Annotated in this window: 20 protein-coding genes and 1 tRNA gene; 9 read left to right on the forward strand and 12 right to left on the reverse strand. The window is 64.5% G+C overall.

Features of this window, described 5'->3' with window-relative positions; translation table 11 throughout:
* Positions 1 to 33: 33 nt before the first annotated feature.
* Both AvAM_RS18540 and AvAM_RS18545 read right to left on the reverse strand, forming a co-directional pair.
* A complete protein-coding gene (locus AvAM_RS18540; protein ID WP_137748433.1) occupies positions 34 to 1,014 on the reverse strand; it encodes a hydroxymethylglutaryl-CoA lyase in 981 nt (326 codons plus the stop codon).
* The gene (locus tag AvAM_RS18545; RefSeq protein WP_137748434.1) at positions 1,011 to 2,240 is read right to left on the reverse strand and encodes a CaiB/BaiF CoA-transferase family protein; all 1,230 of its coding nucleotides are present in this window, start codon (positions 2,238 to 2,240) and stop codon (positions 1,011 to 1,013) included. The genes AvAM_RS18540 and AvAM_RS18545 overlap by 4 nt, the downstream gene beginning before the upstream one ends.
* 149 nt (positions 2,241 to 2,389) lie before the next feature.
* On the opposite strand from AvAM_RS18545, the gene AvAM_RS18550 reads away from it, so the two are divergent.
* The 3 genes from AvAM_RS18550 (at position 2,390) to efp (ending at position 5,169) form a co-directional block, all read left to right on the forward strand.
* On the forward strand, positions 2,390 to 3,298 hold the full coding sequence (locus AvAM_RS18550; protein WP_137748435.1) for a LysR family transcriptional regulator: 909 nt from the start codon (positions 2,390 to 2,392) through the stop codon (positions 3,296 to 3,298).
* Positions 3,295 to 4,452 (forward strand): elongation factor P maturation arginine rhamnosyltransferase EarP, encoded by a 1,158-nt coding sequence (gene earP, locus AvAM_RS18555; protein ID WP_137748436.1) that lies wholly within the window; start codon positions 3,295 to 3,297, stop codon positions 4,450 to 4,452. Before AvAM_RS18550 ends, earP begins: the two co-directional genes overlap by 4 nt.
* Positions 4,453 to 4,614: 162 nt before the next feature.
* Positions 4,615 to 5,169 carry an elongation factor P gene (gene efp, locus AvAM_RS18560; RefSeq protein WP_108616691.1) on the forward strand — a complete coding sequence of 185 codons (555 nt, stop codon included), beginning with the start codon at positions 4,615 to 4,617 and terminating at the stop codon, positions 5,167 to 5,169.
* Between the two features lie 132 nt (positions 5,170 to 5,301).
* On the opposite strand, the gene rimO is transcribed toward efp, so the two are convergent.
* From rimO to AvAM_RS18585, 5 genes are all read right to left on the reverse strand, one after another.
* A complete protein-coding gene (gene rimO, locus AvAM_RS18565) occupies positions 5,302 to 6,693 on the reverse strand; it encodes a 30S ribosomal protein S12 methylthiotransferase RimO (protein ID WP_137748437.1) in 1,392 nt (463 codons plus the stop codon).
* Positions 6,694 to 6,888: 195 nt separating this feature from the next.
* Positions 6,889 to 7,449, reverse strand: coding sequence for a polyhydroxyalkanoate synthesis repressor PhaR (gene phaR / locus AvAM_RS18570; protein WP_063459464.1), 561 nt, complete (start codon positions 7,447 to 7,449; stop codon positions 6,889 to 6,891).
* Between the two features lie 545 nt (positions 7,450 to 7,994).
* A tRNA-Val gene (locus AvAM_RS18575) sits at positions 7,995 to 8,071 on the reverse strand.
* 120 nt (positions 8,072 to 8,191) lie between these two features.
* The gene (locus AvAM_RS18580) at positions 8,192 to 10,405 is read right to left on the reverse strand and encodes a bifunctional (p)ppGpp synthetase/guanosine-3',5'-bis(diphosphate) 3'-pyrophosphohydrolase (RefSeq protein WP_137748438.1); all 2,214 of its coding nucleotides are present in this window, start codon (positions 10,403 to 10,405) and stop codon (positions 8,192 to 8,194) included.
* Positions 10,402 to 11,370, reverse strand: a complete 969-nt coding sequence (locus AvAM_RS18585; RefSeq protein ID WP_137748439.1) for an alpha/beta fold hydrolase — start codon at positions 11,368 to 11,370, stop codon at positions 10,402 to 10,404. Before AvAM_RS18585 ends, AvAM_RS18580 begins: the two co-directional genes overlap by 4 nt.
* Positions 11,371 to 11,487: 117 nt before the next feature.
* Here AvAM_RS18585 and AvAM_RS18590 point away from each other — a divergent pair, with 117 nt between their 5' ends.
* A complete protein-coding gene (locus tag AvAM_RS18590) occupies positions 11,488 to 12,270 on the forward strand; it encodes a 3-hydroxybutyrate dehydrogenase (protein ID WP_137748440.1) in 783 nt (260 codons plus the stop codon).
* Between the two features lie 209 nt (positions 12,271 to 12,479).
* Positions 12,480 to 12,902, forward strand: coding sequence for a hypothetical protein (locus tag AvAM_RS18595; protein WP_137748441.1), 423 nt, complete (start codon positions 12,480 to 12,482; stop codon positions 12,900 to 12,902).
* 34 nt (positions 12,903 to 12,936) lie between these two features.
* Here the strand turns inward: AvAM_RS18595 and AvAM_RS18600 are convergent, their stop codons facing one another.
* A complete protein-coding gene (locus AvAM_RS18600) occupies positions 12,937 to 13,830 on the reverse strand; it encodes an AraC family transcriptional regulator (protein WP_137748442.1) in 894 nt (297 codons plus the stop codon).
* 131 nt (positions 13,831 to 13,961) lie between these two features.
* Here AvAM_RS18600 and AvAM_RS18605 point away from each other — a divergent pair, with 131 nt between their 5' ends.
* The gene (locus AvAM_RS18605) at positions 13,962 to 14,741 is read left to right on the forward strand and encodes an SDR family NAD(P)-dependent oxidoreductase (protein ID WP_137748443.1); all 780 of its coding nucleotides are present in this window, start codon (positions 13,962 to 13,964) and stop codon (positions 14,739 to 14,741) included.
* A gap of 86 nt (positions 14,742 to 14,827) precedes the next feature.
* Here the strand turns inward: AvAM_RS18605 and AvAM_RS18610 are convergent, their stop codons facing one another.
* Positions 14,828 to 15,541: an SIMPL domain-containing protein gene (locus AvAM_RS18610; RefSeq protein WP_137748444.1), complete on the reverse strand. Its 714-nt coding sequence runs from the start codon at positions 15,539 to 15,541 to the stop codon at positions 14,828 to 14,830.
* 216 nt (positions 15,542 to 15,757) lie between these two features.
* Here AvAM_RS18610 and ompR point away from each other — a divergent pair, with 216 nt between their 5' ends.
* Both ompR and AvAM_RS18620 read left to right on the forward strand, forming a co-directional pair.
* Positions 15,758 to 16,489: a two-component system response regulator OmpR gene (gene ompR, locus AvAM_RS18615; protein WP_010460834.1), complete on the forward strand. Its 732-nt coding sequence runs from the start codon at positions 15,758 to 15,760 to the stop codon at positions 16,487 to 16,489.
* A 7-nt stretch (positions 16,490 to 16,496) separates the two neighbouring features.
* On the forward strand, positions 16,497 to 18,020 hold the full coding sequence (locus tag AvAM_RS18620; RefSeq protein ID WP_137748445.1) for a sensor histidine kinase: 1,524 nt from the start codon (positions 16,497 to 16,499) through the stop codon (positions 18,018 to 18,020).
* Between the two features lie 90 nt (positions 18,021 to 18,110).
* Here the strand turns inward: AvAM_RS18620 and AvAM_RS18625 are convergent, their stop codons facing one another.
* Together AvAM_RS18625 and AvAM_RS18630 are read right to left on the reverse strand one after the other, a co-directional pair.
* On the reverse strand, positions 18,111 to 18,551 hold the full coding sequence (locus AvAM_RS18625; RefSeq protein ID WP_137748446.1) for a nuclear transport factor 2 family protein: 441 nt from the start codon (positions 18,549 to 18,551) through the stop codon (positions 18,111 to 18,113).
* A 33-nt stretch (positions 18,552 to 18,584) separates the two neighbouring features.
* Entirely contained in the window at positions 18,585 to 20,609 is a 2,025-nt protein-coding gene (locus AvAM_RS18630) for an NADPH-dependent 2,4-dienoyl-CoA reductase (RefSeq protein ID WP_137748652.1), read from the reverse strand.
* 189 nt (positions 20,610 to 20,798) lie between these two features.
* Between AvAM_RS18630 and AvAM_RS18635 the strand changes: the two genes are divergently transcribed.
* A complete protein-coding gene (locus AvAM_RS18635) occupies positions 20,799 to 21,332 on the forward strand; it encodes a PadR family transcriptional regulator (protein WP_137748447.1) in 534 nt (177 codons plus the stop codon).
* 93 nt (positions 21,333 to 21,425) lie between these two features.
* Here the strand turns inward: AvAM_RS18635 and gudD are convergent, their stop codons facing one another.
* Positions 21,426 to 22,778 (reverse strand): glucarate dehydratase, encoded by a 1,353-nt coding sequence (gene gudD / locus AvAM_RS18640; protein ID WP_137748448.1) that lies wholly within the window; start codon positions 22,776 to 22,778, stop codon positions 21,426 to 21,428.
* Between the last annotated feature and the right edge of the window lie 24 nt (positions 22,779 to 22,802).

The following is a 22,802-nucleotide window of genomic DNA, read 5'->3' on the forward strand; positions in this document are numbered from 1 at the left end:
CTGTGGTGATGGGGGATGCAGGCGCGCCCGCATTCAGCGGGACAGCGCTCTTTCGCGGATGGCATCGAAATCGGCAGGCACCGGGTGAAGCGCCAGGCGCGGGCCCGCCTTGGCGATCTGGCTCGGAATGTCGTGGCCGATCAACGCAGGCAGTTGCTGCGCAGCGGCCACCAGTTGTGCCAGATCCACCCCGGTGTCATAGCTCATCAGCGCCAGCGCATGCACGATCTCTTCGCTGCACACATTGCCGCTGGCCCCCGGCGCGTAGGGGCAACCGCCAAGGCCACCCAGCGAGGCGTCGAACCGGTCAGCACCCGCGTCGATGGCCGCGAGCACATTGGCCAGGCCCATGCCGCGCGTGTTGTGGAAATGCAGGGTGAACTCCACCCCCGGCCAGCGCGCACGGGCCGCTGCCGTGAGCTGGTGCACCTGCGTGGGGTAGGCCATGCCCGTGGTGTCGCACAGCGTGATGCCGCACACGCCCACATCCACAAAACGCTGCACCCAGCCAAACACATCGACCTCGGGCACATCGCCTTCCATGGGGCAGCCAAACACGCACGACAGCGACACATTCACCGCCACGTTGGCGCCCTGCGCCAGGGCCACCACCTGAGCCAGTGCCGCGAACGACTGTTCCTGCGTCATGCGCAGATTGGCCAGGTTGTGGGTGGCGCTGACGGACATCACCAGGTTCAGTTCGTCCGTGCGCGACTCGATGGCGCGCTCTGCTCCGCGCAGATTGGGCACCAGCGCCGTGTAGACCGTGCCCGGGCGGCGTGTGATCTCGCGCATCACGATCTCGGCGTCTTTGAGCGCGGGGATGGCGGTGGGCGATGTGAACGAAGTCACCTCGATCTTGGACAGGCCTGCGGCCGACAGAGCATTGCACAACGCAATCTTGTCGGCTGTGGGTACGAAGGCCTTTTCCATCTGCAGGCCGTCGCGCAATCCAACTTCCTGCATGTGGATGCGGCGGCCTATGCCTTGCCAAGCGGTACTGGGTGCATTCATTGCACGACTCCTTTGCTGCGCAGCAATGCAATCTGCTCGGCAGTGAGCCCCATTTCTGTCAGCACCGCATCGGTGTCATCGCCCAGGTGCGGCGCACTGCTGCGGATGGTGCCCGGCGTGGCAGAGAGCTTGGGCACGATGCCCGGCACCTCCACGCTGTAGCCGTCACGCGTCTCTTGTGTCAAAAGCATGTCGCGGGCGCGGTAGTGGGGGTCTTCGGCGATGTCCTTGGCGGTGTAGACCTTGCCGGCAGGCACACGCGCCGCGCCCAGGGCGTCCAGCACCTGCTGCACGGTGCGCTGCGCGCTCCACGCGCCGATGGCGGCGTCGATCTCCTCAACACGGGCCACGCGGCCGGTGTTGTTGGCCAGGTCGGGCGCGGCGCCCAGGTCGGGCCTGCCAATCGCGTCCATCAGCCGCTTGAAGATGCTGTCACCGTTGCCCGCCACCAGCACCCATCCGTCGGTGCAGGGGTAGGCGTTGCTAGGGGCAATGCCTGGCAACGCGCTGCCTGCGGCTTCGCGCACAGCGCCAAAGGCGCTGTATTCGGGGATCAGGCTTTCCATCACGTTGAACACCGCTTCGTGCAGCGCCACATCGATGACCTGACCTTTGCCGCCATTGACCTTGCGGTGGTACAGCGCGGTGAGCACGCCGATGGTGCCGTGCAGCGCTGCCAGCGTGTCGCCAATCGACACCCCCACACGCACCGGCACGCGGCCGGGCTCGCCCGTCAGGTGGCGCAGGCCGCCCATGGCCTCGCCGATGGCGCCAAAGCCTGGCAGGTCGCGGTACGGCCCGGTCTGGCCGTAGCCGGAGATGCGCAGCATCACCAGGCCCGGGTTGAGCTGGTGCAGCTCTTCGGGCGACATGCCCCAGCCTTCGAGCGTGCCGGGGCGGAAGTTCTCGACCAGCACATCGGCCTCTGCAATCAATTGGCGGGCGATGTCCTGGCCTTCTTTTTGACGCAGGTCCAGCGCCACCGAGCGCTTGTTGCGTGACTGCACCTGCCACCAGACGGAGGTGCCTTCCTTGATCAGGCGCCAGTTCCGCAGGGGGTCGCCGCCCGACGCACCGGGTCGGATCGGGTCTGCGGGCGCTTCGATCTTGATCACGTCAGCGCCAAACTCGCCCAGCGTCTTGCCGCAGAACGGCCCGGCAATGAGCTGGCCCATTTCGATGACGCGCACGCCTTGCAAGGCGGCGGGGGAAGCAATGGAATCCATGGGTGGGGTTGTCTCCTGCGGCCAGCCCCACGCTGGGACGGCTCGGGGCGAATGATGCGCAGGGCGCGCGGGGCCGTAAATCGCTCAAGCAACAAGATGCCATCGCAAACCGGCATGGCAGTGGCTGCGCTTGTTACCATCAGGCCCCCATGAAACTCGACCCCGTCTCCCTGCGCCTGTTTGTGGCCGTGATGGAAGAAAGCACCATCGCCGCCGCTGCTGCGCGCGAGCACATTGCCGCATCGGCCGTGAGCCGCCGCCTGGCCGACCTGGAAGACGCGCTGCACGTGGCGCTGTTCACCCGCAGCAACAAGGGCACCGAGCCCACGGCTGCAGCCTATGCGCTGCTGAACCTGGCGCGTGGCGTGCTCAATGATTTGGACGGCATCGCCAGCCAGATGCGCGACTACGGCGCGGGCGTGCGCGGCCATGTGCGGGTGGTGGCCAACATCTCGGCCATCACGCAGTTCTTGCCGGCGCAGCTGCAGAGTTTCATGGCGCTGCACCCGCAGGTGGACGTGCGGCTGCAGGAGCAGATCAGCACAGCCATCGCCCAGTCCGTGGCCGAGAACGCGGCTGATGTGGGCATCCTCAACGAGGGCCAGTACGGCGACCGCGTGGTACAGCTGCCCTACCGCACCGACGAGCTGGTGCTGGTGGTGCCCACGGGCCATGCGCTGGCGCGCCGCAAGTCGGCCCGGCTGGCCGACGCCCTGCCCTACGACTTTGTGGGCGCGCACCCGGGCAGCGCCATCAACAACCAGCTGACCCGCGCGGCCTCCGAAGCCGGCCTGCCGCTGCGCCTGCGCATGCAGGTCACCAGCTACGACGCACTGTGCCTGATGGTGGCGGCTGGCCTCGGCGTGGGCGTGATGCCGCGTGGCAGCGCCGCGCTGTACAAGGGCTCGCAGCCCATCCGCGTGGTCACGCTGAACGAGCCCTGGGCGCACCGGCAGCTGGTGCTGTGCGTACGCTCGGAAGAATCCCTCTCCAGCGTGGCGCGGCTGCTGGTGGACCATTTGCGCGCTGGCGCAGCACCTGAGGACAACAGGGTATGACAGCCAAGCCCCCCGTGAAGCCCGCGCTCCCCGCCCTGCAATGGGACGTGTTCTGCCGCGTGATCGACAACTTTGGCGACATCGGCGTGTGCTGGCGGCTGGTGGCGCAACTGGCCACCCTGGGGCACCACGTGCGCCTGTGGGTGGACGATGCCTCGGCCCTCAGGTGGATGGCGCCTGCAGGCTGCCCGGGCGTGGAGCTGCGCGCCTGGGGGTCGCCCCCGCCCGGCGCCCACGAACGGACGCCCGATGTGATGGTGGAAGCGTTCGGCTGCGAGATTGCTCCTGAATTCATAGCTTATAGCGCATACCAGTCGCGCGCAGGCAGCCAAAAACCTGTGTGGATCAATCTGGAGTACCTGTCGGCGGAGCGTTATGTGGAGCGCACCCACCGGCTGCCGTCACCCCTCCTGTCAGGGCCCGCTGCGGGCTGGACACGCTGGTTTTTCTACCCTGGCTTTACGCCCGCCACGGGCGGACTGCTGCGCGAGCCCGACCTGATGGTGCGGCGCCAGGCATTTGACAGCACCGCGTGGCGCAGTGCGCACGCCAAGGAATTCGGCCTGGGCGAGGCCGCCCCCGGGCAGCGCTGGGTGTCCTTGTTCTGCTACGAGCCCGCCGCCCTGCCCGAACTGCTGCAGCACAGCCAGGCTAGGCCCACGCAGCTGCTCGTCACGCCGGGCCGCCCCAAGGCTGCGGTGCAGGCCGCACTGGGCGCCACCGAAGTACATAGTCAAAACACCCTCCCTGGCGCATCTGGCAAGCGCGGACAGCTATGCATTTCATACCTGCCAGCACGCCCCCAAACGGCGTTTGACGACATGCTGTGGGCCTGCGACCTCAACCTGGTGCGCGGCGAAGACTCGCTGGTGCGGGCGCTGTGGGCCGGGCAGGCACTGGTCTGGCACATCTACCCCCAGGATGACAACGCGCACCATGACAAGCTCTGGGCGTTTCTGGACTGGTTGCAGGCCCCACAATCGCTGCGGCAGTTCCACGCCACCTGGAATGGGCTCAACACTGAGCCCCTGCAGTGGCCCGGCGACGACACCCTGGCAGAGTGGACCGCCTGCATTGCAGCCGCCCGTGCCCGCCTGCTGACGCAGGACAACCTCGTGGCACAACTTTTGGGCTTTGTCGCCGAAAAACGGTAAAATCCGAGGCTTTGCGCAAATCAGGTGCGGCACACCGGTGTCCAGCCCTCGCGCATTCCCGCCGCGGAACATGCATCGGCACGGCGCGCCTTCTGCCCTCCCAAGAGACCACAGAAAGCCACCGGCCCGCGCGTTGAGCGGCCCCAACCCAAGCAACTCGCTATGAAAATCGCTCAAGAAATCCGCGCCGGCAACGTGATCATGCACGGCAAGGACCCCATGGTTGTCCTGAAGACCGAATACGCCCGTGGCGGCCGCGGCGCAGCCACCGTGCGCATGAAGCTCAAGAGCCTGATCGGCAACTTCGGCACCGAAGTCGTGTTCAAAGCCGACGACAAGATCGACAACGTGATCCTGGACAAGAAGGAGTGCACCTACTCCTACTTCGCCGATCCCATGTATGTGTGCATGGACACCGAGTACAACCAGTACGAAGTCGAAGCCGAAAACATGGGCGACTCGCTGAACTACCTGGAAGACGGCATGGCCGTTGAAGTGGTGTTCTACGACGGCAAGGCCATCTCGGTCGAACTGCCCACCAGCGTCGAGCGCGAAATCACCTGGACGGAACCCGCTGTCAAGGGCGACACCTCCGGCAAGGTCATGAAGCCCGCCAAGATCGCCACCGGCTTCGAAGTGCCCGTGCCCCTGTTCGTGTCGCAAGGCGACAAGATCGAAATCGACACCCGCACCGGCGAATACCGCAAGCGCGTCTGAGGCAGCTTCTGCCCCGGTCCACAAAAAAGGCTTCCCTCGGGAAGCCTTTTTTATTGGTTTTTTTGGGGCTTGGCGCCTGATAGACAAGCGCTTAAAGCTATAAAAACAATAGCACCCGCCCCTCAGGCCTCATCACACCGGCACAGCCACCAGATCGTGTCCCTGCGTGCCCACGATGCGCGCCTTGGTGAACTCGCCCACCTTGAGCTGCTTGCTGATCTTCTCGGGCGGCAGCAGGTGCACCACGCCATCAATCTCGGGCGCATCGGCATAGCTGCGGCCCCGGCCACCCTTCTTACCCAAAGCGGGCGCATGGTCCACCAGCACCTGCATGGTCGCGCCCACGCGGCGCTGCAGCTTGGTGATGGAGACTTCCTCGGCCACCGCCATGAAGCGGGCGCGGCGCTCTTCGCGCACTTCCATGGGCAGCATGCCGGGCAGCTCGTTGGCGGCGGCGCCGTTCACGTCGCTGTAGGCAAAGCAGCCTGCACGGTCTATCTGCGCCTCACGCACAAAGTCGAGCAGGTGCTGGAACTCTTCCTCTGTCTCGCCCGGAAAGCCCGCTATGAAGGTGCTGCGGATGACCAGCTCGGGGCAGGCCTCGCGCCAGCGCTGGATGCGCTCCAGATTGCGCTCGCCGCTGGCGGGGCGCTTCATGCGCTTGAGCACGTCCGGGTGGCTGTGCTGGAAGGGCACATCCAGGTAAGGCAGTACCTTGCCTGTGGCCATGAGCGGGATCACTTCGTCCACGCTCGGGTAGGGGTACACATAGTGCAGGCGCACCCAGGCGCCGTAGGGTTCGGCAATCTCGCCCAGGGTCTGCACCAGCTCCAGCATGCGGGTCTTGACGGGCTTGCCGTCCCAGAAGCCTGTGCGGTACTTCACGTCCACGCCGTAGGCCGAAGTGTCCTGGCTGATGACCAGCAGCTCTTTCACGCCGCCTTCGAACAAGGCCTTGGCCTCGCTCAGCACATCGCCAATGGGCCGCGACACCAGGTCGCCGCGCATCGACGGGATGATACAGAAGGTGCAACGGTGGTTGCAGCCCTCGCTGATCTTGAGGTAGGCGTAGTGCTTGGGCGTGAGCTTGATGCCCGCGATGCCAAAACCGCCGGGCACCAGGTCGATGAACGGGTCGTGCGGCTTGGGCAGGTTCAGGTGAACGGCGTCCATCACCTCTTGCGTGGCATGCGGCCCGGTCACGGCCAGCACGCTGGGGTGCATCTCGCGCACCATGTTGCCGCCACCTTCGGACGCGCGTGCGCCCAGGCAGCCGGTAACGATGACCTTGCCGTTTTCGGCCAGGGCCTCACCAATGGTGTCCAGGCTTTCCTTGACGGCGTCATCAATGAAACCGCAGGTGTTGACGATGACCAGATCGGCGCCGTGGAAGGTCTTGGAGGTTTCGTAGCCCTCGGCGCTCAGTTGCGTGAGGATGAGTTCGGAATCCGTCAGCGCCTTGGGGCAACCCAGGCTGACAAATCCGACTTTGGGAGTTTTCGTGGGGGAGAGTGCTTCGCTCATAACCCCGTATTGTCCCAGTTCCGGCGCCTGGCCGGTGAGGGAGCCCCTCCAGTGCGGCCGGACCGGCGTTTTGCGGTGGCTGAACAGGGGTGGAGCAAAGCCCCCCGGTGCGCCGTGAATCCGGCTGCGCCAGGCTGCCGATAGCGCCCTCCCCCAGGCACCAAACGAACCGCAGCCCGGGCAGCCTCGCGAGCCTTACCGCTTCAAACCGAACGCTCCCAGCATCTGCTCGGTCTGTTTCTGCATCTGTTCCTGCATCTGCGTGAGCATAGATTGCGACTGCTCCACGTAGTTGCCCATCATGCCCTTGAGCATGGGCGACTGCAGGTTCATGAACTGCGCCCACATCTCCGGCGTCACACTCTGCGATTGTTCGGCCAGCTTGGTCTGCACATCCGTGAAGGCCTGCACGTTCTTTTCGAGGTAGGCCCCCATGAAGCCCTGCATGGCATGGCCATAGAACCGGATGATGTTGGCGAGCACTGCCTCGGTGAACATGGGCGCGCCACCGGCCTCTTCTTCCAGAATGATCTGCAGCAGGATGCTGCGCGTGAGGTCTTCGCCCGTCTTGGCATCGCGCACCACCACCTGCTGGTGGTCCATGACCAGTTGGCGCACTTCGGCCAGGGTGATGTAGGTGGAGGTGTCTGTGTCGTACAGACGGCGGTTGGGATACTTCTTGATGACACGCTGGGCCGACTTGGACGCGGCACTTTTCTGTTCGGACACGACGAACTCCTCGGGCTCGAAACCCATGTATTGCAGTGCAGCACATTCTAGGGAGAGTGCACCACCGCAGCGGCAAAGGAATACCCTGATGGGGTGCTGGCACCACCTGTCACGGCTGCGACACCCGGGATTCGCCCGGTCTGGCTGTGCTGTGGATCACGGGCGCATCACCCGTTCAGTTCGCTCCACTCTTCACGATATCGCCGCAGAAAAAAAGCAGCCCGCACGGGGCGGGCCGAACTCTTGCCAAAAGCAAGAGGGAGGGAGGTCGTCAACAACAAGAGCATGGCAGAAGTGCCTTATGAGCCCCTTAAGACGCACACCGAGCAAGAGGCGCGCGGCAGGCAATCCGAGGAAACTCGCGTCAGAAGCAAGGACGCAAGAGACACGAAGTGGAGAGGGAAGAAACGGGTGGCGCGGAGCCCCGTTGATGCAAGCACGCGTCGTGGAAACCTGCCTCGGCTGCAGCATTACGAGGCGGGCAAACAAACAAAAAAGCCGACCATGAGAGGTCGGCTTGATTTTCCAAGTTTTAAAATGTGCTGAAAGCTGGTTTCTTTCAGAAAAAAACTTGGTAGGCGCGATTGGACTCGAACCAACGACCCCCACCATGTCAAGGTGGTGCTCTAACCAGCTGAGCTACGCGCCTGTCGTTGTTAAGACTACGATTATAGCCATAAAAATCAACCGATCCAGAAAACCTGCGGAACAAATCGCGAAGGTCACCGCCAAGCCACCGCTTTGACCCAAGCGCTCCCGGGAGTCAGTCTCACCGTCTGCGTGCTGAACGGACGCCTTGCACGCTGGCCACAATGCCCAGCACCTTGTTCAGGCGCCCCGAATCGGCCACCTCCACCGTGAACGTCATCCAGGCAGTGCCTTTGACCGACTGGGTCTGCACGCCGATCACATTGGTTTTCTCGCGAGCAAAGACCTCCGAGATGTCGCGCAGCAGGCCTTGGCGGTCGGCCGCTTCCACAGCCACATCCACCGGGTACACGGCGGCAGTTGCAGCCTGCTTGGGAGCCCCCCACTCCACATCGATCACACGCTCGGCACTGCGGGCGGCCATCTCGCGGAAGTTGCTGCAGTCGGCGCGGTGCACGCTCACCCCCTTGCCCCGTGTGACAAAACCACGGATCGTGTCGGGCGGTGCGGGTTTGCAGCATTTGGCCAGCTGGGTCATGAGCGAATCGATGCCCACCACGAGCACCCCTCCCTTGGGGGCGGCGTCGTTGGTGCGCGTCTTCTTGAGCAGCAGGAAGTCATCAGGCTGCAGCACCGGCTCGGGCGGGCGCAGCACCGTTTCGATGTTGCGCAGCGAGAACTCGTCCTTGCCCACCACTTCAAACAAAGCATCGGCCGACTTGAAACCCAGCTGCACAGCCAGGTCGTCGAGCTTGACGGCGGTCTTGCCTTCGCGCTGCAAGAGTTTTTCGACCGATTCGCGGCCACGGGCCACGGTTTCGTGAGTCGCCTGGGCGTTGAACCAGGCACGCACCTTGGCTTTGGCGCGGTGGCTGGTGAGGTAGCCCAGTTCGGCGTTGAGCCAGTCGCGCGAAGGGCGCCCTTCCTTGACGGTGGAGATCTCCACCGTCTGTCCGTTCTGTAACTGCGTGTTCAGCGGCACCATGGCGCCATCGACCTTGGCCCCTCGGCACCGGTGGCCCAGGCTGGTGTGCACGGCATAGGCAAAGTCCACCGGCGTGGCGCCTTGCGGCAGCTCGACCACGGCCGCATCGGGCGTCAGCACATAGATGCGATCCTCGAACAGGCCCCGGTTGGGCAAGGCTCCGGCCAGATCGCGCTCCCAGGCCAGCAACTGGCGCAGCACCGCGATCTTGGCGTCGTACTCTCCCGTGGCAGACACACCCGCGTAGCCCTTGGATCCGGCCTCCTTGTAGGCCCAGTGCGCCGCCACGCCGTGCTCGGCGTGTTCGTGCATGGCCTGGGTGCGGATCTGGATCTCGATGGGCTTGCCGTTGTCGTCGCGCACGATGGTGTGCAGCGACTGGTAGCCGTTGGGCTTGGGCTTGGCGATGTAGTCGTCAAACTCTTCCACAATGGGTTTGAACTGCTCGTGCACCCAGCTCAGGGCGGCGTAGCAGTCCTTCACCGTGGGCACCACCACGCGCAGCGCGCGAATATCGAACACCTGGTCGAAGTTGAGCGACTTGCCGCGCATCTTCTTGACGATGCTGTAGATGTGCTTGGGACGCCCCTGCACGCTGGCACTGATGCTGCGCGCGCGCAGATCAGATTCGAGCCGGGCGCGCAGCTGCTCCATGTACACCTCACGCTCGCCCCGCTTCTCGTCGAGCAGGCGGGCGACTTCCTTGTAAGTGTCAGGCTCCAGGAAGCGGAAGGACAGGTCTTCCAGCTCCCACTTCACCTGCCAGATGCCCAGGCGGTTGGCCAGCGGCGCGAACACTTGCAATGACTCGCGCGCCAGGCTCGGCGACACGGGGCGCTTGCTGGCCGCATGAAAGCGCAAGGTCTGCAGCCGCGAGGCCAGGCGCAGCATCACCACCCGCAGGTCGCGTGAGAAAGCGAGCAGCATCTTGCGCACGTTCTCGGTCTGCACCGCAGGGTCTTCCAGGTGCTCTGCGGTGCGGGCCTGCTGCTGCACGCGCATGAGCTTGGTCGTTTCCACAGCCAGGGCTGCAAAGTTGTCGCCAAACGCCTTGGCAATGACCTCTTCTGGTTTGTTGAGGTGTACGCAGGCATAGACGAGGTAGCTAGCCGCCTGCATGGCCTCCGAGCCCCCGATGCCTTTGAGGATCGAGGCCACGGCATCTGCGTGGGCCAGCGTGTTCTCGCCTGAATCCAGGGTTTCGCCCGCCATCAGCGGCTCGGCAAAGGCACGGGCGCGCACCAGCGCATTCACCTGCTCGGGCAGCGTGTGCGCAGTGGCGGCAATGAGCTGCGGAACGGTGTCGGTCTGGAGGGGAAGGGACGCAAGTGCGGGAGGGTTGGTTTTCATCCGGCCACAACACCTTCTGCCGCCAGCAGGAACTCCGTGACGGCCACGACCTGATCGTCAGCCACCAAGGTGGGCGCATGCCCCACCCCATCAAATTCGATCACGCGCGCCCGGGGCCCGCGCTGCGCCATCGCCTGCGCGGTTGCGCGCGATAGCAGGTCTGACTGCGAGCCGCGCAACAACAGAGTGCGCGCCTGGATATGGTCGTACAGCTGCCACAACGCGGCCTCGCCAGCGGCAGCGGACTCCGGGGTCAGGGCCTTGAAAGGCACGGCAATGGCGGGGTCATAGTGCAGTGTGATGCCACCCCCTTCAGACTCGGGTAGCGCGCGCACCATGGCACGCGACAGCTCCAGCCACTGGGCGGGCGTGTGCGGACCAAAGCTGGTGGAAATAGCCCACATGGCATCGGCCGCCTGCTGCAGCGAGGCAAACCGCGCCAGCTGCCCCAGGTACTGGCCGATGCGCTGCAGGGCCTCCCACTGAATGATCGGCCCCACATCGTTGAGCACAAGCCGGCGCACTGGTGCCGGCAAGGGCAACCCTGGCTGACCCGCAATGCCCATGCCAATCAGCCCCCCCATGCTGGTGCCCACCCAGTCCAGCGTGGCAATAGGCCCCTGCTGGTGCAACTGCGCCAGCAAAGCCAGCATGTCAGCTGCGTACTGCGGAATCTGGTAGCCCATGGGGTCTGCCAGCCAGTCGCTCTGGCCGCGCCCCACCACATCGGGGCAGATCACCCGCGCATGGAGGCTCAGTGCGCGTGCCAGGGTGTCGAAGTCGCGCCCCTGGCGCGAGAGTCCATGCACACAAACCACCACGTGCGGATGCACCGGATTGCCTGTGGCATTCCACTCCCAGTAAGCCATGCGGTGCTGCTGCACCGGAGCTGGCACGCGGTCCGGGGCCACTGGCGGGGCCGCAGGGCCCGGGCACAGTACGTAGTTCAGCGTAGGTTCATTCATGGGTGCGAAATCCGGAATCGGCGCTCGATAATGCTTGCAGAAGTCGGCACACATCGCACACGCCATGGTTGCCGACTTTCCCTTGCGTGGCATCGTAATTCATTCGGAGAGACTCTCATGCTGAAAGGCAAAACTGCCCTCGTCACTGGCTCCACCAGTGGTATTGGCCTCGGAATCGCAAAAGCCCTGGCCCGCCAGGGTGCCAATATCGTGCTCAATGGTTTTGGCGACGTGGAAGCCCCCCGCGCCGAAGTGGAGGCCGCAGGCGCGGCAGCCGGTGCCCGGGTGGCATACCACGGTGCCGACATGAGCCGGGCGGCGGACATCGAAGACATGATGAAGTACAGCGCCGCGCAGTTCGGGCGCGTGGACATTCTGGTGAACAACGCTGGCATCCAGCATGTGGCCAATGTGGAGGATTTCCCCGTGGAACGCTGGGATTCCGTGATTGCCATCAACCTCACCAGCGCTTTTCACACCTCCCGCCTGGCGTTGCCTGCCATGAAAAGCGCCAACTGGGGCCGCATCATCAATGTGGCTTCGGTGCACGGCCTTGTGGGCTCTGCGCAGAAAGCCGCCTACGTAGCGGCGAAACATGGCATCGTAGGCCTGACCAAGGTCACCGCACTGGAAAACGCCACCACAGGCGTGACCTGCAACGCCATCTGCCCGGGATGGGTGCTGACGCCTCTGGTGCAAAAACAGGTGGATGCCAAGGCCGCCGAGCACGGTCTGTCGAATGAAGATGCCAAGAAGCTGCTGCTGGGCGAGAAAGAGCCTTCGATGCAGTTCACCACGCCCGAAGAGTTGGGCGAACTGGCTGTGTTCTTCTGCTCCCCTGCGGCCAACAACGTGCGGGGCGTGGCCTGGAACATGGACGGCGGCTGGGCTGCGCAGTAACTCCCTTGCAGGCAGCGATCTGGGGCTGCAGCCCCAGGACCCCTGCCCTGCTGATCCTCGCTACACCGCAGCCGCCGTTCTCGCATTCCCCTAGGCCGAGGGCGAGGCAGCTTCCTAGAATGGGGCCGTCTTCCAGGAAAACCGCTGGTGCACAAGGCGTCTCTCTTGCAAGCCCCTGGACGACACCCCACCACGGGAGGAAATCCACGATGTCTGCCGCACTGATTGCCGCCATGTTCTTCACGGTGGCGCTGCTCGTGACCACGGCGTACTTCATCATGGGCTCCATCCCGCTGCTGGTCCTCAAGCACGACACGCCGCTGGATGCCCGTTTTGTGCGCGGCTTCTTCCATACCTACTACGTCTGTGCCTTTGTGACAGCCTCCGCCACAGCGATCAGTTTTGCGCTGGCGGGCTATATAGGCATCGCCTGCGGCGCAGCCGTACTGGCAGCAATCGCTCTTGTATTGCGCAGCAGAATCATCCCGAAAATGGACGCACTCGGGGCGCAGATCCAGTCCAACTACATGGATGCCATCCCGGGGTTCCGCAGAACCCATACCATCGCCATCCTGATCAACCTGGCCCAGCTCGCTGTGATCGTGTGGGGACTGATCGACTACAGCAAATAGTTTTATCGGCCCGACAAGCACAAGCAAGGACTGTTCACGCTGCCGAACGCGTTCTGTCTTTTGCAGCTTGTGTATCGCGTACTGGCGGCAAACCAAACAGTCGGCCATATTCGCGGGTGAACTGGGGCACGCTTTCATAGCCCACGGCAAATGCAGCGCTGCTGGCGCTGGCTCCCTCAGCCAGCATCAGCCGCCGAGCCTCGATCAAACGCAGCTGTTTCTGGAACTGCAGCGGTGACAAAGAGGTGACAGCCCTGAAATGCTGATGAAAGGACGAGAGACTCATGCCTGCCAGCGCCGCCAGGCTTTCTACCGGCAGAGGCTGCGCAAAATCGGCACGCAGCACGGCAACGGCGCGCGCCACCCGCTGGGCATGGCTGCCAGGCCAGCCCAGGCGGCGGATGGCAGCGCCATGCCGCCCAGCCAGCAACCAGTAGTGCAACTCGCGCACCAGAGATGCGTGCAAAAGCGGCACGGCTTCTGGCCGCTCCAGAAGACGCATGAGACGCAGTGCCACATCGGCCACCTCAGCATCGGTGGGGTCCACATGGACGGGGACATGGTCGCCACCGGGCAACGCCTCCATCTGCGCCGACAGGTCGGCAATTACCGGCAGGCTCAGCTCGAGCGCGATCGAGAGATACGGCGCTGCGGCGCTGGCACGGGTAATCTGGCTCACCGTGGGCACATCCGCCGTGATCAGCAGTGACTCACCTGCCGAGAACCCATAGATCTGCGCCCCCATCGCCACCTGCTTGCTGCCCTGCAGAACCAGGCAGACAAGGGGCTGCGCAATCGCGTGCAACAACCCGCTGGGCTCGGTAGCGCGCACCGTGCTCAGTCCGGGGATAGGGGTCTGCACCACACCGCCTTGGCGGGCATGGGCTTCGGCATAGCGGTTCACCGCCTGGAACAAGGGCGTCGTCATGCCGCTAGCGTACCTGTTTACAAACCTCTCGCCACTGGATTTAGAGAATCAGGCAAGAACCAAATGAATTTCGGCAACAAGCACAAGCCATGGAACCGGACACTGGATGGCGTCACACACAGGAGTTCGCCATGACGCAAAGCACCACCTCACACACCCCCACTATCACTCTCGTTACCGGCGGCAGCCGGGGCCTGGGCCGCAATACTGCATTGAGCATCGCGAAAGGCGGTGGTGACGTGATCCTCACCTACCGCAGCCAGGCCGCAGAGGCGCAAGCCGTCGTGGCCGAAATCGAAGCCCTGGGTCGCCGGGCGGTGGCACTGCAGCTCGATACCGGAGACATCACCACCTTCGCCTCTTTTGGCCATAATCTTGGCGCCTTGTTGCAAGAGACTTGGCAACGCGACCGCTTCGACCACCTGGTCAACAACGCAGGCCATGGCGACTACGCTGCATTTGCAACCACGAGCGAGGCGCAGTTCGATCACCTCGTCAATGTGCACTTCAAAGGGGTGTTTTTTCTCACCCAGGCGCTGCTGCCACTGATCGTGGACGGCGGGCGTATCGTGAATTTCTCAACAGGCCTCACCCGCCTGTCGCTTCCTGGCTACTCCGCCTATGCAGCAGCCAAGGGAGCGGTAGAGGTGTTGACACGCTACCTGGCCAAAGAACTCGGCGCACGCGGCATCACCGTCAACACAGTGGCGCCGGGAGCCATCGAAACCGACTTCGGCGGCGGTGTGGTGCGCGACAACCCTGAACTCAACCAGCATCTGGCCCACATGACAGCCCTGGGCCGTGTGGGTCTGCCCGATGACATTGGCCCCATGGTGGCAGGCCTGCTGGCGCCTGCGAACCGCTGGGTGACGGCACAACGGATTGAGGTGTCGGGCGGACAGGCCCTGTGAGCCTACCGGCGAGGGCTGTGCCGCAAATGACTGGTTGGGGAGCGTTGGTGATCCAATGGCAACGGGCGGTTGACGGTACACCCACCTCAGCGCATTTGCACTGAGCCAGAGACGGTCACCACCACCTGTGCCTTGCCCGCTTCCACGGGCACTGCCGCATCAGAAAATGACGACGCCTTGGCTTCCATCGCCATCATGCGTGGGCGGGGGCCTGGCGCCATTTCGTTGCTGTTCACCGCCACTTCGCGCAAGCTGTAATTGGCAAAACCGAAGCCCTTGGCCAACTCAGCGGCTCGGGCCTTGAACTGCTCGATGGCCTGGGTTTGTGCCTCGGTTTCAACCTTGGCACGGGCCTCGCGCGAAAGCGCAAAAGCGACTTGGCTGATGGGCATGGACGGGATCTTGCCAGCCGTTGCAGTGATGCGCGCAAAGTCGCGCCCCTCCAGTACCAGCTCGGCCCGACCCTGCCAGCCATTGATCTTGCCGTCCTTGGCATAACGCGGGTAGAGACCAAAAGGGCCGGTGCGCACCTCCAGCTGGCCCGCCTGCGCATTGCGCTTGGCTTCAGCCAGGGCTGCGTCGAGCGCCTGCTTGAGCTGGGCCTGTACGGCAGCAGCGTCCGGGCCGTCTTTGCTGGCAGAGAGAGTAAGCACCAGCAGGTCCTGCTGCGCCTCAACCGTGCCGGAGGCCGCCAGTTGCACCACATTGCGCGGCTCCTGAGGGACTGTTGCCTGCGCCATGGCGGACCCAAAACAGGCCAGCAGAGCAGCGGTGGTGATCAGACGGGTCGTGATTTTCATGGAAAGTAACCTTCTGGAAAGAGCTCGCAACAGACAATCCGATTGCGCAGGCCGCCACCTTACCTGCCGTAAAGCACCGTCCCGTGAAACGGCGGTAGCGAGTGTGCGAAGCCGGGCAAAACTTGTAACAGTTGGTCAAACACACCCCAAAAAACCGAACTTCGGCGTTCCAAGTGGTCAGAATCGGCTCTGTTACAAATTGGACTTGGGATCAACATGGCCACAACAACCAATCGCACCGACAAAGTTCTGGTGGTAGATGACGACGCGCGAATCCGCGATCTGCTGCGCCGCTACCTCACACAAGAGGGCTTTGAAGTCATGGTCGCCGAAGACGGCAAGGCGCTGAACCGCTTGCTGTTGCGCGAAACGGTGGACATCATCGTGCTGGACCTGATGATGCCTGGCGAAGATGGTCTCTCCATCTGCCGCCGTCTGCGCGCCGCCAACGACCGCACGCCCATCATCATGCTCACCGCCAAGGGCGAAGACGTGGATCGCATCGTGGGCCTGGAAGTGGGCGCCGATGATTACCTGGGTAAGCCTTTCAACCCCCGCGAGTTGCTGGCCCGCATCCACGCCGTGCTGCGCCGCCGCCCGGCCCAGGAGGCGCCCGGCGCCCCATCGGGTGACAACGAGGTCGTAACCTTCGGCCCCTTCACCTTCGACCTGGGTACACGCGCCCTGCAGCGTAACGGCGAGGAACTGCCCCTGACCACCGGCGAGTTCGCCATGCTGAAGGCATTGGTACGCCACCCCCGCCAACCCCTGTCGCGCGAAAAGCTGGCCTTGCTGGCCCGTGGCCGTGAGTTTGAGCCCTTCGACCGCAGCCTGGACGTGCAGGTCTCACGCCTGCGCAAACTGGTCGAGGTGGATGCCGCAGCGCCGCGCTACATCCAGACCGTGTGGGGCGTGGGCTACGTGTTTGTGCCGGACGGCACGAGCTGATCCGCTCATGTACAAGACCGAGGGCAAGCCACGGCAGTCGCCCCGCAAATCGGTGACGGCCTCTGAGGCCACCAGTCCCGCGCCCCTGGAGGCCATCCGCCGGGCGCGCGAACAGCGCGCGCGTGTGGGCCTCAACCTGTTCTGGCGCACATTTTTTCTGCTGGCTTTGTTGTTGGTGGGCAGCATCCTGGCCTGGCTGCAGACCTTGCGCGCACTCGAATTCGAGCCACGCACATTGCAGACGGCCCAGCAAATTGCATCGCTCGTCAACCTGAGCCGTGCGGCCCTGGTGCACTCCGATGCCATTGCACGCGTGTCTCTCATCAAGACCATGGCTGACCAGGAGGGTGTGCGCATTTTGCCGAGGGAACCCAAGGACAAATACGCGCTGCTGGACCCGACCGCCTTGGGCAACCGGCTGACCGACGAGCTGACCATGCGCCTCGGTCCCGACACCATCGTGGCCCAGAGCGTGAATGGAGAAAACGGCCTGTGGGTGGGATTCAACATCAATGGAGACCCCAACTGGCTGCTGATGGACCGCTCGCGTTTCAGCCCGGCCGGTGGCCGCACCTGGTTGATCTGGCTCATCACGGCGGCAGCGCTCTCGCTGGCGGGCGCCGCCGCCATTGCGCGCCTGATCAACCGCCCGCTCAAGCAGTTGTCCTATGCCGCCAACCGTGTCAAGGACGGTGACTTCGCCGCCAGTCACCTGGATGAAGAAGTGGTGACCAGTGAAATCCGCGAGGTGAACATTGGCTTCAACCGCATGGCCCAGAAACTTGCCAAGCTTGAACAGGACCGTGCGGTGATGCTGGCTGGCATCTCCCATGACCTGCGTACGCCCTTGGCGCGCCTGCGGCTGGAAACCGAGATGAGCGTGAACGACGAAGTGGCCCGCGAGCACATGGTGGCCGACATCGTGCAGCTCGACGCCACCATCGACAAGTTCCTCGACTACGCGCGGCCCGACCATGTCACGCTCACGCCCATCAATCTGCATGCCGTGGTCTCATCCTGTGTGTATGCCGTGCAAGATCACCGAGAGCTGCAGATCACCATGAACGTTCCCGAGGACTTGAACGTGCTGGCTGACGAAGTGGAACTGGCCCGCGTGATTTCCAACCTGCTCGAAAACGCCCGGCGCTATGGCAAGACCGAGGAAACGGGCATCACCAGCGTGGACATCGTCGCCAAGAGCCGCGAGCGGTGGGTGCTGGTCAAGCTGCGCGACCATGGCGCAGGGGTCCCCCCCGAACAGCTGTCCAACCTGACCAAGCCGTTCTTCCGGGGCGATTCGGCACGCACGGCGGCTGCGGGCGCGGGCCTTGGTCTGTCCATCGTGGACAAGACGGTGCAGCGCATGGGCGGGATATTTGCCCTCGCCAACTCCAGCACCGGAGGACTGGTGGCCCACCTGCAGCTGCAGCGCGCTACAGACCTGCCAGATGGCGTGGACCCCAAGCAACGTTTGCAACGCCCCTCCGTCAAGCGGCAACTGCCGCGCCGACGAGCAGAAGACAAGCTGTAGCCATCGGCTGCGCCGCTTCGATAACGGCACCGTTCAACAAAAAACCAAGAATGAGGACCACACCGGACAAGTGTGGTCCTCATTCTGTTTTCAGGCCTTGGCTTTGAAAGCAAGCAATTTGTCACCGAGGCGGGCCCCCATCTCGGCACCCAGGGCCTGCAGTCCGCTCAATGGGCGCACCATGACCTCGAACTCTGTGATCTGACCCTGCTCATTGAAGCGCACCAGATCGATCCCCTTGAGCTGCTTGTCACCCACTCGGGCGCTGAACTCCAACACGATGTTCAGGCCGTCGTCGCTGGCCAGCTGGCGGTGGTAGGTGAAGTCTTCGAATACCTGGATCACGGTGGACAGGGCCAGCATCAGCGCCGGGGCCGAGGTGTAGGCCGTGTTGGCCATGGGCGAGCGAAACACCGCGTCGGGGTGCACGATGGACAGCAGGTTCGACAGGTCGCGGCTGGCCACCATGTGGTGCCAGGTCTCCAACGAGCGGGCGACGGCGGGATGGATGTTCTTCGGGGCTTCGGTCATGGGGTGTCTCCTTGGGGTGTTATCGAAAATCAATCAGATGGATGCAGCGAGCGTTGTGCCCTGCAGGATGGCGCGCTTGGCATCGAGTTCGGCGGCCACGTCGGCACCGCCGATGAGGTGGGCGCTCTGGCCCGCGGCCACCAGCGCGTCGTACAGCGCGCGCAGCGGCTCCTGGCCGGCGCAGACCACGATGTGGTCAACCTCCAGCACCTGGGGCGCGCCGCTGTCGATGGTGATATGCAGGCCCGCGTCGTCCACCCGCTCATAGGCCACGCCCGAGCTCATGCCCACGTTGCGCGCCTTCAGGGACGTGCGGTGGATCCAGCCCGTGGTCTTGCCCAGCTGGTCGCCCACCTTGCTGGTCTTGCGCTGCAGCAGGTGCACCTGGCGCGTGGGCGCCTCCACCTGCGCGGCACGCAGACCGCCGGCCTGGGCGTAGGCAGTGTCGATGCCCCACTCCTCATTGAACTTGGCGGGCGCCAGCGCGCCACTCTCACCCTCGTGCGTGAGGTACTCGCCCACGTCGAAGCCGATGCCGCCCGCGCCGATGATGGCCACGCGCCGGCCCACGGGCTGCTTGTCGCGCAGCACATCCAGGTAGCTCAGCACCTTGGGGTGAGTGATGCCTTCGATGTCCGGCGTGCGCGGCTGTATGCCGGTGGCCACCACCACCTCGTCAAAGCCCTGGCCCGCCAGGTCGCCCGCTTCCACGCGGGTGTTCAGGCGCACGTCCACGCCATGCAGCTCCAGCTGGCGGCGGTAGTAGCGCAAGGTTTCATAGAACTCCTCCTTGCCCGGCACCTGCTTGGCGATGTTGAGCTGGCCGCCGATCTCGCTGCCGGCATCGAACAGCACCACCGCATGGCCGCGCTGCGCCGCAGTGACGGCAAAGCTCAGGCCCGCGGGGCCGGCGCCGACCACGGCGATGCGCTTCCTGGCGGCGGTGGGGGCGATTACCAGTTCCGTCTCGTGGCAGGCACGGGGATTGACCAGGCAGCTCGTGATCTTGCCGCCGAAGGTATGGTCCAGGCAGGCCTGATTGCAGGCGATACAGGTGTTGATCTCATCGGCCCGGCCCTGGCGCGCCTTGCGCACAAAGTCGGCATCGGCCAGCAGCGGGCGCGCCATCGACACCATGTCGGCCACGCCCTCGGCCAGCAGGCGCTCGGCCACCTCGGGCGTGTTGATGCGGTTGGAGGTGATGAGCGGTATGCCCACCTGCCCCATCACTTGCTTCGTCACCCAGGCATAGGCCGCGCGCGGCACCTTGGTGGCGATGGTGGGAATGCGCGCCTCGTGCCAGCCAATGCCGGTGTTAAGGAGGGTGGCGCCCGCCGCCTCGATGGCCTGGGCCAGCTCGATCACCTCGGCCAGCGTGGAGCCGCCCTCCACCAGGTCGAGCATGGACAGGCGGTACATGATGATGAAGTTCGGACCCACCCGCTCGCGCGTGCGCCGCACGATCTCGACCGGAAAGCGCATGCGATTGGCATAGCTGCCGCCCCAGGCGTCGTCGCGGTGGTTGCTGCGCGCGGCGATGAACTCGTTGATCAAATAGCCCTCGGAGCCCATGACCTCCACGCCGTCGTAGCCCGCGTGCTGGGCCAGCGCCGCGCAGCGCGCGAAGTCTTCGATGGTCTGCTCCACCTCGTCGGCCGTGAGCGCATGCGGCACATGGGGGTTGATGGGCGCGCGCAGGGCACTGGGCGCAACCAGGTCGCGGTGGTAGGCATAGCGGCCGAAGTGCAGGATCTGCATCGCGATCTTGCCGCCCTCGGCATGCACGGCCTCGGTCACCTTGCGGTGCTGCTCGGCCTCGTGCTCGTTGACCAGCATGGCCCCGCCCTGCATGGGCCGGCCGCGCTCGTTGGGCGCAATGCCGCCGGTCACGATCAGCCCCACCTCGCCGCGCGCGCGTTCGGCATAGAAGGCCGCCATGCGCTCGAAGCCGCGCTCCACCTCCTCCAGCCCCACGTGCATGGAGCCCATGAGCACGCGGTTCTTGAGCGTAGTGAAGCCCAGGTCCAGCGGTGCGTGCAGGTGCGGGTACGGGCTGATGCCTTTGGCCAGGGATGCCTGGGCGGGCTTGAGGATGGCGTTCATCGATGGGGTCCTTATCTTTTATGCAACCAGTTGCACAAATATAGCCCTGCACACTTTTTTATGCAACTGGTTGCATAAAATGAAAAGCATCTGCGATTCAGGCAAGATGGCGCACTTCCAGTCTGCTGCCACGCCTTTCCTCCGATGTCGCTGCCCCACGCCCTTCTCACCGCTTTGGTCGAACACCCCTGTTCGGGCTCGGAACTCGCCGAGCGGTTCGACCGGTCCATCGGCTATTTCTGGCACGCCACCCACCAACAGATCTACCGCGAACTGGCCAGGCTCGAAGCAGCGGGGTGGATTGAGGCACTGCCTGCCGAGACGGGCCGAGGCCGCAAGCGCCAGTTCCGCCTGCTGCCCGCAGGCCGCAAGGAGTTGCGCCGCTGGATCTCCGAGCAGCAAGACCCCACGCCCCTGCGCGACGAACTCATGGTGCGCCTACGGGCTGAGGCTGCGGTCGGCCCCACCGGGCTGGGCAAAGAAATCGCCCGCCTGCAGGCCATGCACCAGGACAAGCTGGCCGTCTACCAACGCATCGAGCAGCGCGACTTCATCGGCAAGGAGCCCAGTCGCGAACGCCGCCTGCAGCACCTGGTGCTCAAGGCCGGCATCCTGCAGGAAGAGCTCTCGCTGGCGATATCCAAGGAGGCGCTGGAAATACTGGGTGACGCCGCCTGACCTCGGCAAGCCCCCCCAAAAAAAAGAAAAAGGGCACCCGCCTTGCGTGCGGATGCCCCAACGAATGCCGGTGCAGGTGAGCGTGCCAGCCGCTCAGCGCACCATACACGGCGACTTGTTGTTGAACTTCCAGCCCGGGATCAGGTACTGCATGGCGATCGCGTCGTCGCGCGCGCCCAGGCCGTGCTGCAGGTACAGGCGGTGGGCCCGCTCCACCTCCTCCATATCCAACTCCACGCCCAGGCCGGGCTTTTGGGGCAAGCCGATGAAGCCGTTCTTGATCTGGAACGGTTCCTTGGTCAGGCGCTCGCCGTCCTGCCAGATCCAGTGCGTGTCGATGGCCGTGACGCGGCCCGGCGCGGCAGCGCCCACATGGGTGAACATGGCCAGCGACACGTCGAAGTGGTTGTTGGAATGCGACCCCCAGGTCAGGTCGAAGGCCTGGCACATCTGCGCCACGCGCACCGAGCCGGCCATGGTCCAGAAATGCGGGTCGGCCAGCGGAATGTCCACCGACTGCAGCGCCAGGCTGTGCGCCATCTCGCGCCAGTCGGTGGCCACCATGTTGGTGGCGGTGGGCAAGCCGGTAGCGCGGCGGAACTCGGCCATCACTTCGCGGCCGGAGAACACGCCTTCGGCGCCGCAAGGGTCTTCGGCGTACGCCATCACGCCATGCAGGTCGCGCGTGATGCGGACCGCGTCCTTGAGCAGCCAGCCGCCGTTGGGGTCCAGCGTCACACGCGCTTCGGGAAAGCGCTCGTGCAGCGCGCGGATGGCCTCGACCTCTTCCTCGCCGCGCAGCACGCCGCCCTTGAGCTTGAAGTCGGCGAAACCATAGCGCTCATACGCAGCCTCGGCCAGGCGCACGATGCCCTTGGCATCCATGGCCTTCTCGTTGCGCAGGCGGAACCAGTCGTTGTCGGCACCGGGCTCGGTGCGGTAGACCAGGTCGGTCTTCTCGCGGTCGCCCACGTAGAACAGGTAGCCCAGCATCTGCACCGATTCACGCTGCACGCCGTCGCCCAGCAGGGCAGCCACGGGCACGTTGAGGTGCTGGCCCAGCAGATCGAGGAAGGCCGACTCCACTGCCGTCACTGCGTGGATGGTGATGCGCAGGTCGAAGGTCTGCAGGCCGCGCCCGCCCGCATCGCGGTCGGCGAACTGGGCACGCATGGCGTTGAGCACGGCGTTGTGGCTGCCGATGGGCTGGCCCACGATCAACGGACGCGCATCCTCGATGGTCTGACGGATCTTCTCACCGCCGGGCACCTCGCCCACCCCGGTGTTGCCCGCGCTGTCGCGCAGGATGATCAGGTTGCGCGTGAAGAAGGGACCGTGCGCGCCGCTCAGGTTCATGAGCATGCTGTCATGGCCCGCCACGGGCACCACGCGCAGCTCGGTGACGACGGGGGTGCTGGTGGCGGAGGGGATGGATGGAGTAGTCATGGTGGTCCGGAAGCGAAGATGAGG

It is taken from the genome of Acidovorax sp. NB1 (genome assembly GCF_005405905.1).
Classification (GTDB): Bacteria; Pseudomonadota; Gammaproteobacteria; order Burkholderiales; family Burkholderiaceae_C; genus Acidovorax.

Bases quoted from the DNA above. Each gene is read 5' to 3' on its own strand.
- AvAM_RS18605 (WP_137748443.1), top strand. From the start codon at position 13,962: ATGACGCAAAGCACCACCTCACACACCCCCACTATCACTCTCGTTACC.
- AvAM_RS18620 (WP_137748445.1), top strand. From the start codon at position 16,497: ATGTACAAGACCGAGGGCAAGCCACGGCAGTCGCCCCGCAAATCGGTG.
- phaR (WP_063459464.1), bottom strand. From the start codon at position 7,449: ATGGGTTTCGAGCCCGAGGAGTTCGTCGTGTCCGAACAGAAAAGTGCC.
- AvAM_RS18635 (WP_137748447.1), top strand. From the start codon at position 20,799: ATGTCGCTGCCCCACGCCCTTCTCACCGCTTTGGTCGAACACCCCTGT.
- AvAM_RS18550 (WP_137748435.1), top strand. From the start codon at position 2,390: ATGAAACTCGACCCCGTCTCCCTGCGCCTGTTTGTGGCCGTGATGGAA.
- AvAM_RS18540 (WP_137748433.1), bottom strand. From the start codon at position 1,014: ATGAATGCACCCAGTACCGCTTGGCAAGGCATAGGCCGCCGCATCCAC.
- AvAM_RS18625 (WP_137748446.1), bottom strand. From the start codon at position 18,551: ATGACCGAAGCCCCGAAGAACATCCATCCCGCCGTCGCCCGCTCGTTG.
- AvAM_RS18580 (WP_137748438.1), bottom strand. From the start codon at position 10,405: ATGAAAACCAACCCTCCCGCACTTGCGTCCCTTCCCCTCCAGACCGAC.
- AvAM_RS18600 (WP_137748442.1), bottom strand. From the start codon at position 13,830: ATGACGACGCCCTTGTTCCAGGCGGTGAACCGCTATGCCGAAGCCCAT.
- AvAM_RS18545 (WP_137748434.1), bottom strand. From the start codon at position 2,240: ATGGATTCCATTGCTTCCCCCGCCGCCTTGCAAGGCGTGCGCGTCATC.
- AvAM_RS18590 (WP_137748440.1), top strand. From the start codon at position 11,488: ATGCTGAAAGGCAAAACTGCCCTCGTCACTGGCTCCACCAGTGGTATT.
- AvAM_RS18595 (WP_137748441.1), top strand. From the start codon at position 12,480: ATGTCTGCCGCACTGATTGCCGCCATGTTCTTCACGGTGGCGCTGCTC.
- rimO (WP_137748437.1), bottom strand. From the start codon at position 6,693: ATGAGCGAAGCACTCTCCCCCACGAAAACTCCCAAAGTCGGATTTGTC.
- AvAM_RS18585 (WP_137748439.1), bottom strand. From the start codon at position 11,370: ATGAATGAACCTACGCTGAACTACGTACTGTGCCCGGGCCCTGCGGCC.
- efp (WP_108616691.1), top strand. From the start codon at position 4,615: ATGAAAATCGCTCAAGAAATCCGCGCCGGCAACGTGATCATGCACGGC.
- ompR (WP_010460834.1), top strand. From the start codon at position 15,758: ATGGCCACAACAACCAATCGCACCGACAAAGTTCTGGTGGTAGATGAC.
- earP (WP_137748436.1), top strand. From the start codon at position 3,295: ATGACAGCCAAGCCCCCCGTGAAGCCCGCGCTCCCCGCCCTGCAATGG.
- AvAM_RS18610 (WP_137748444.1), bottom strand. From the start codon at position 15,541: ATGAAAATCACGACCCGTCTGATCACCACCGCTGCTCTGCTGGCCTGT.
- gudD (WP_137748448.1), bottom strand. From the start codon at position 22,778: ATGACTACTCCATCCATCCCCTCCGCCACCAGCACCCCCGTCGTCACC.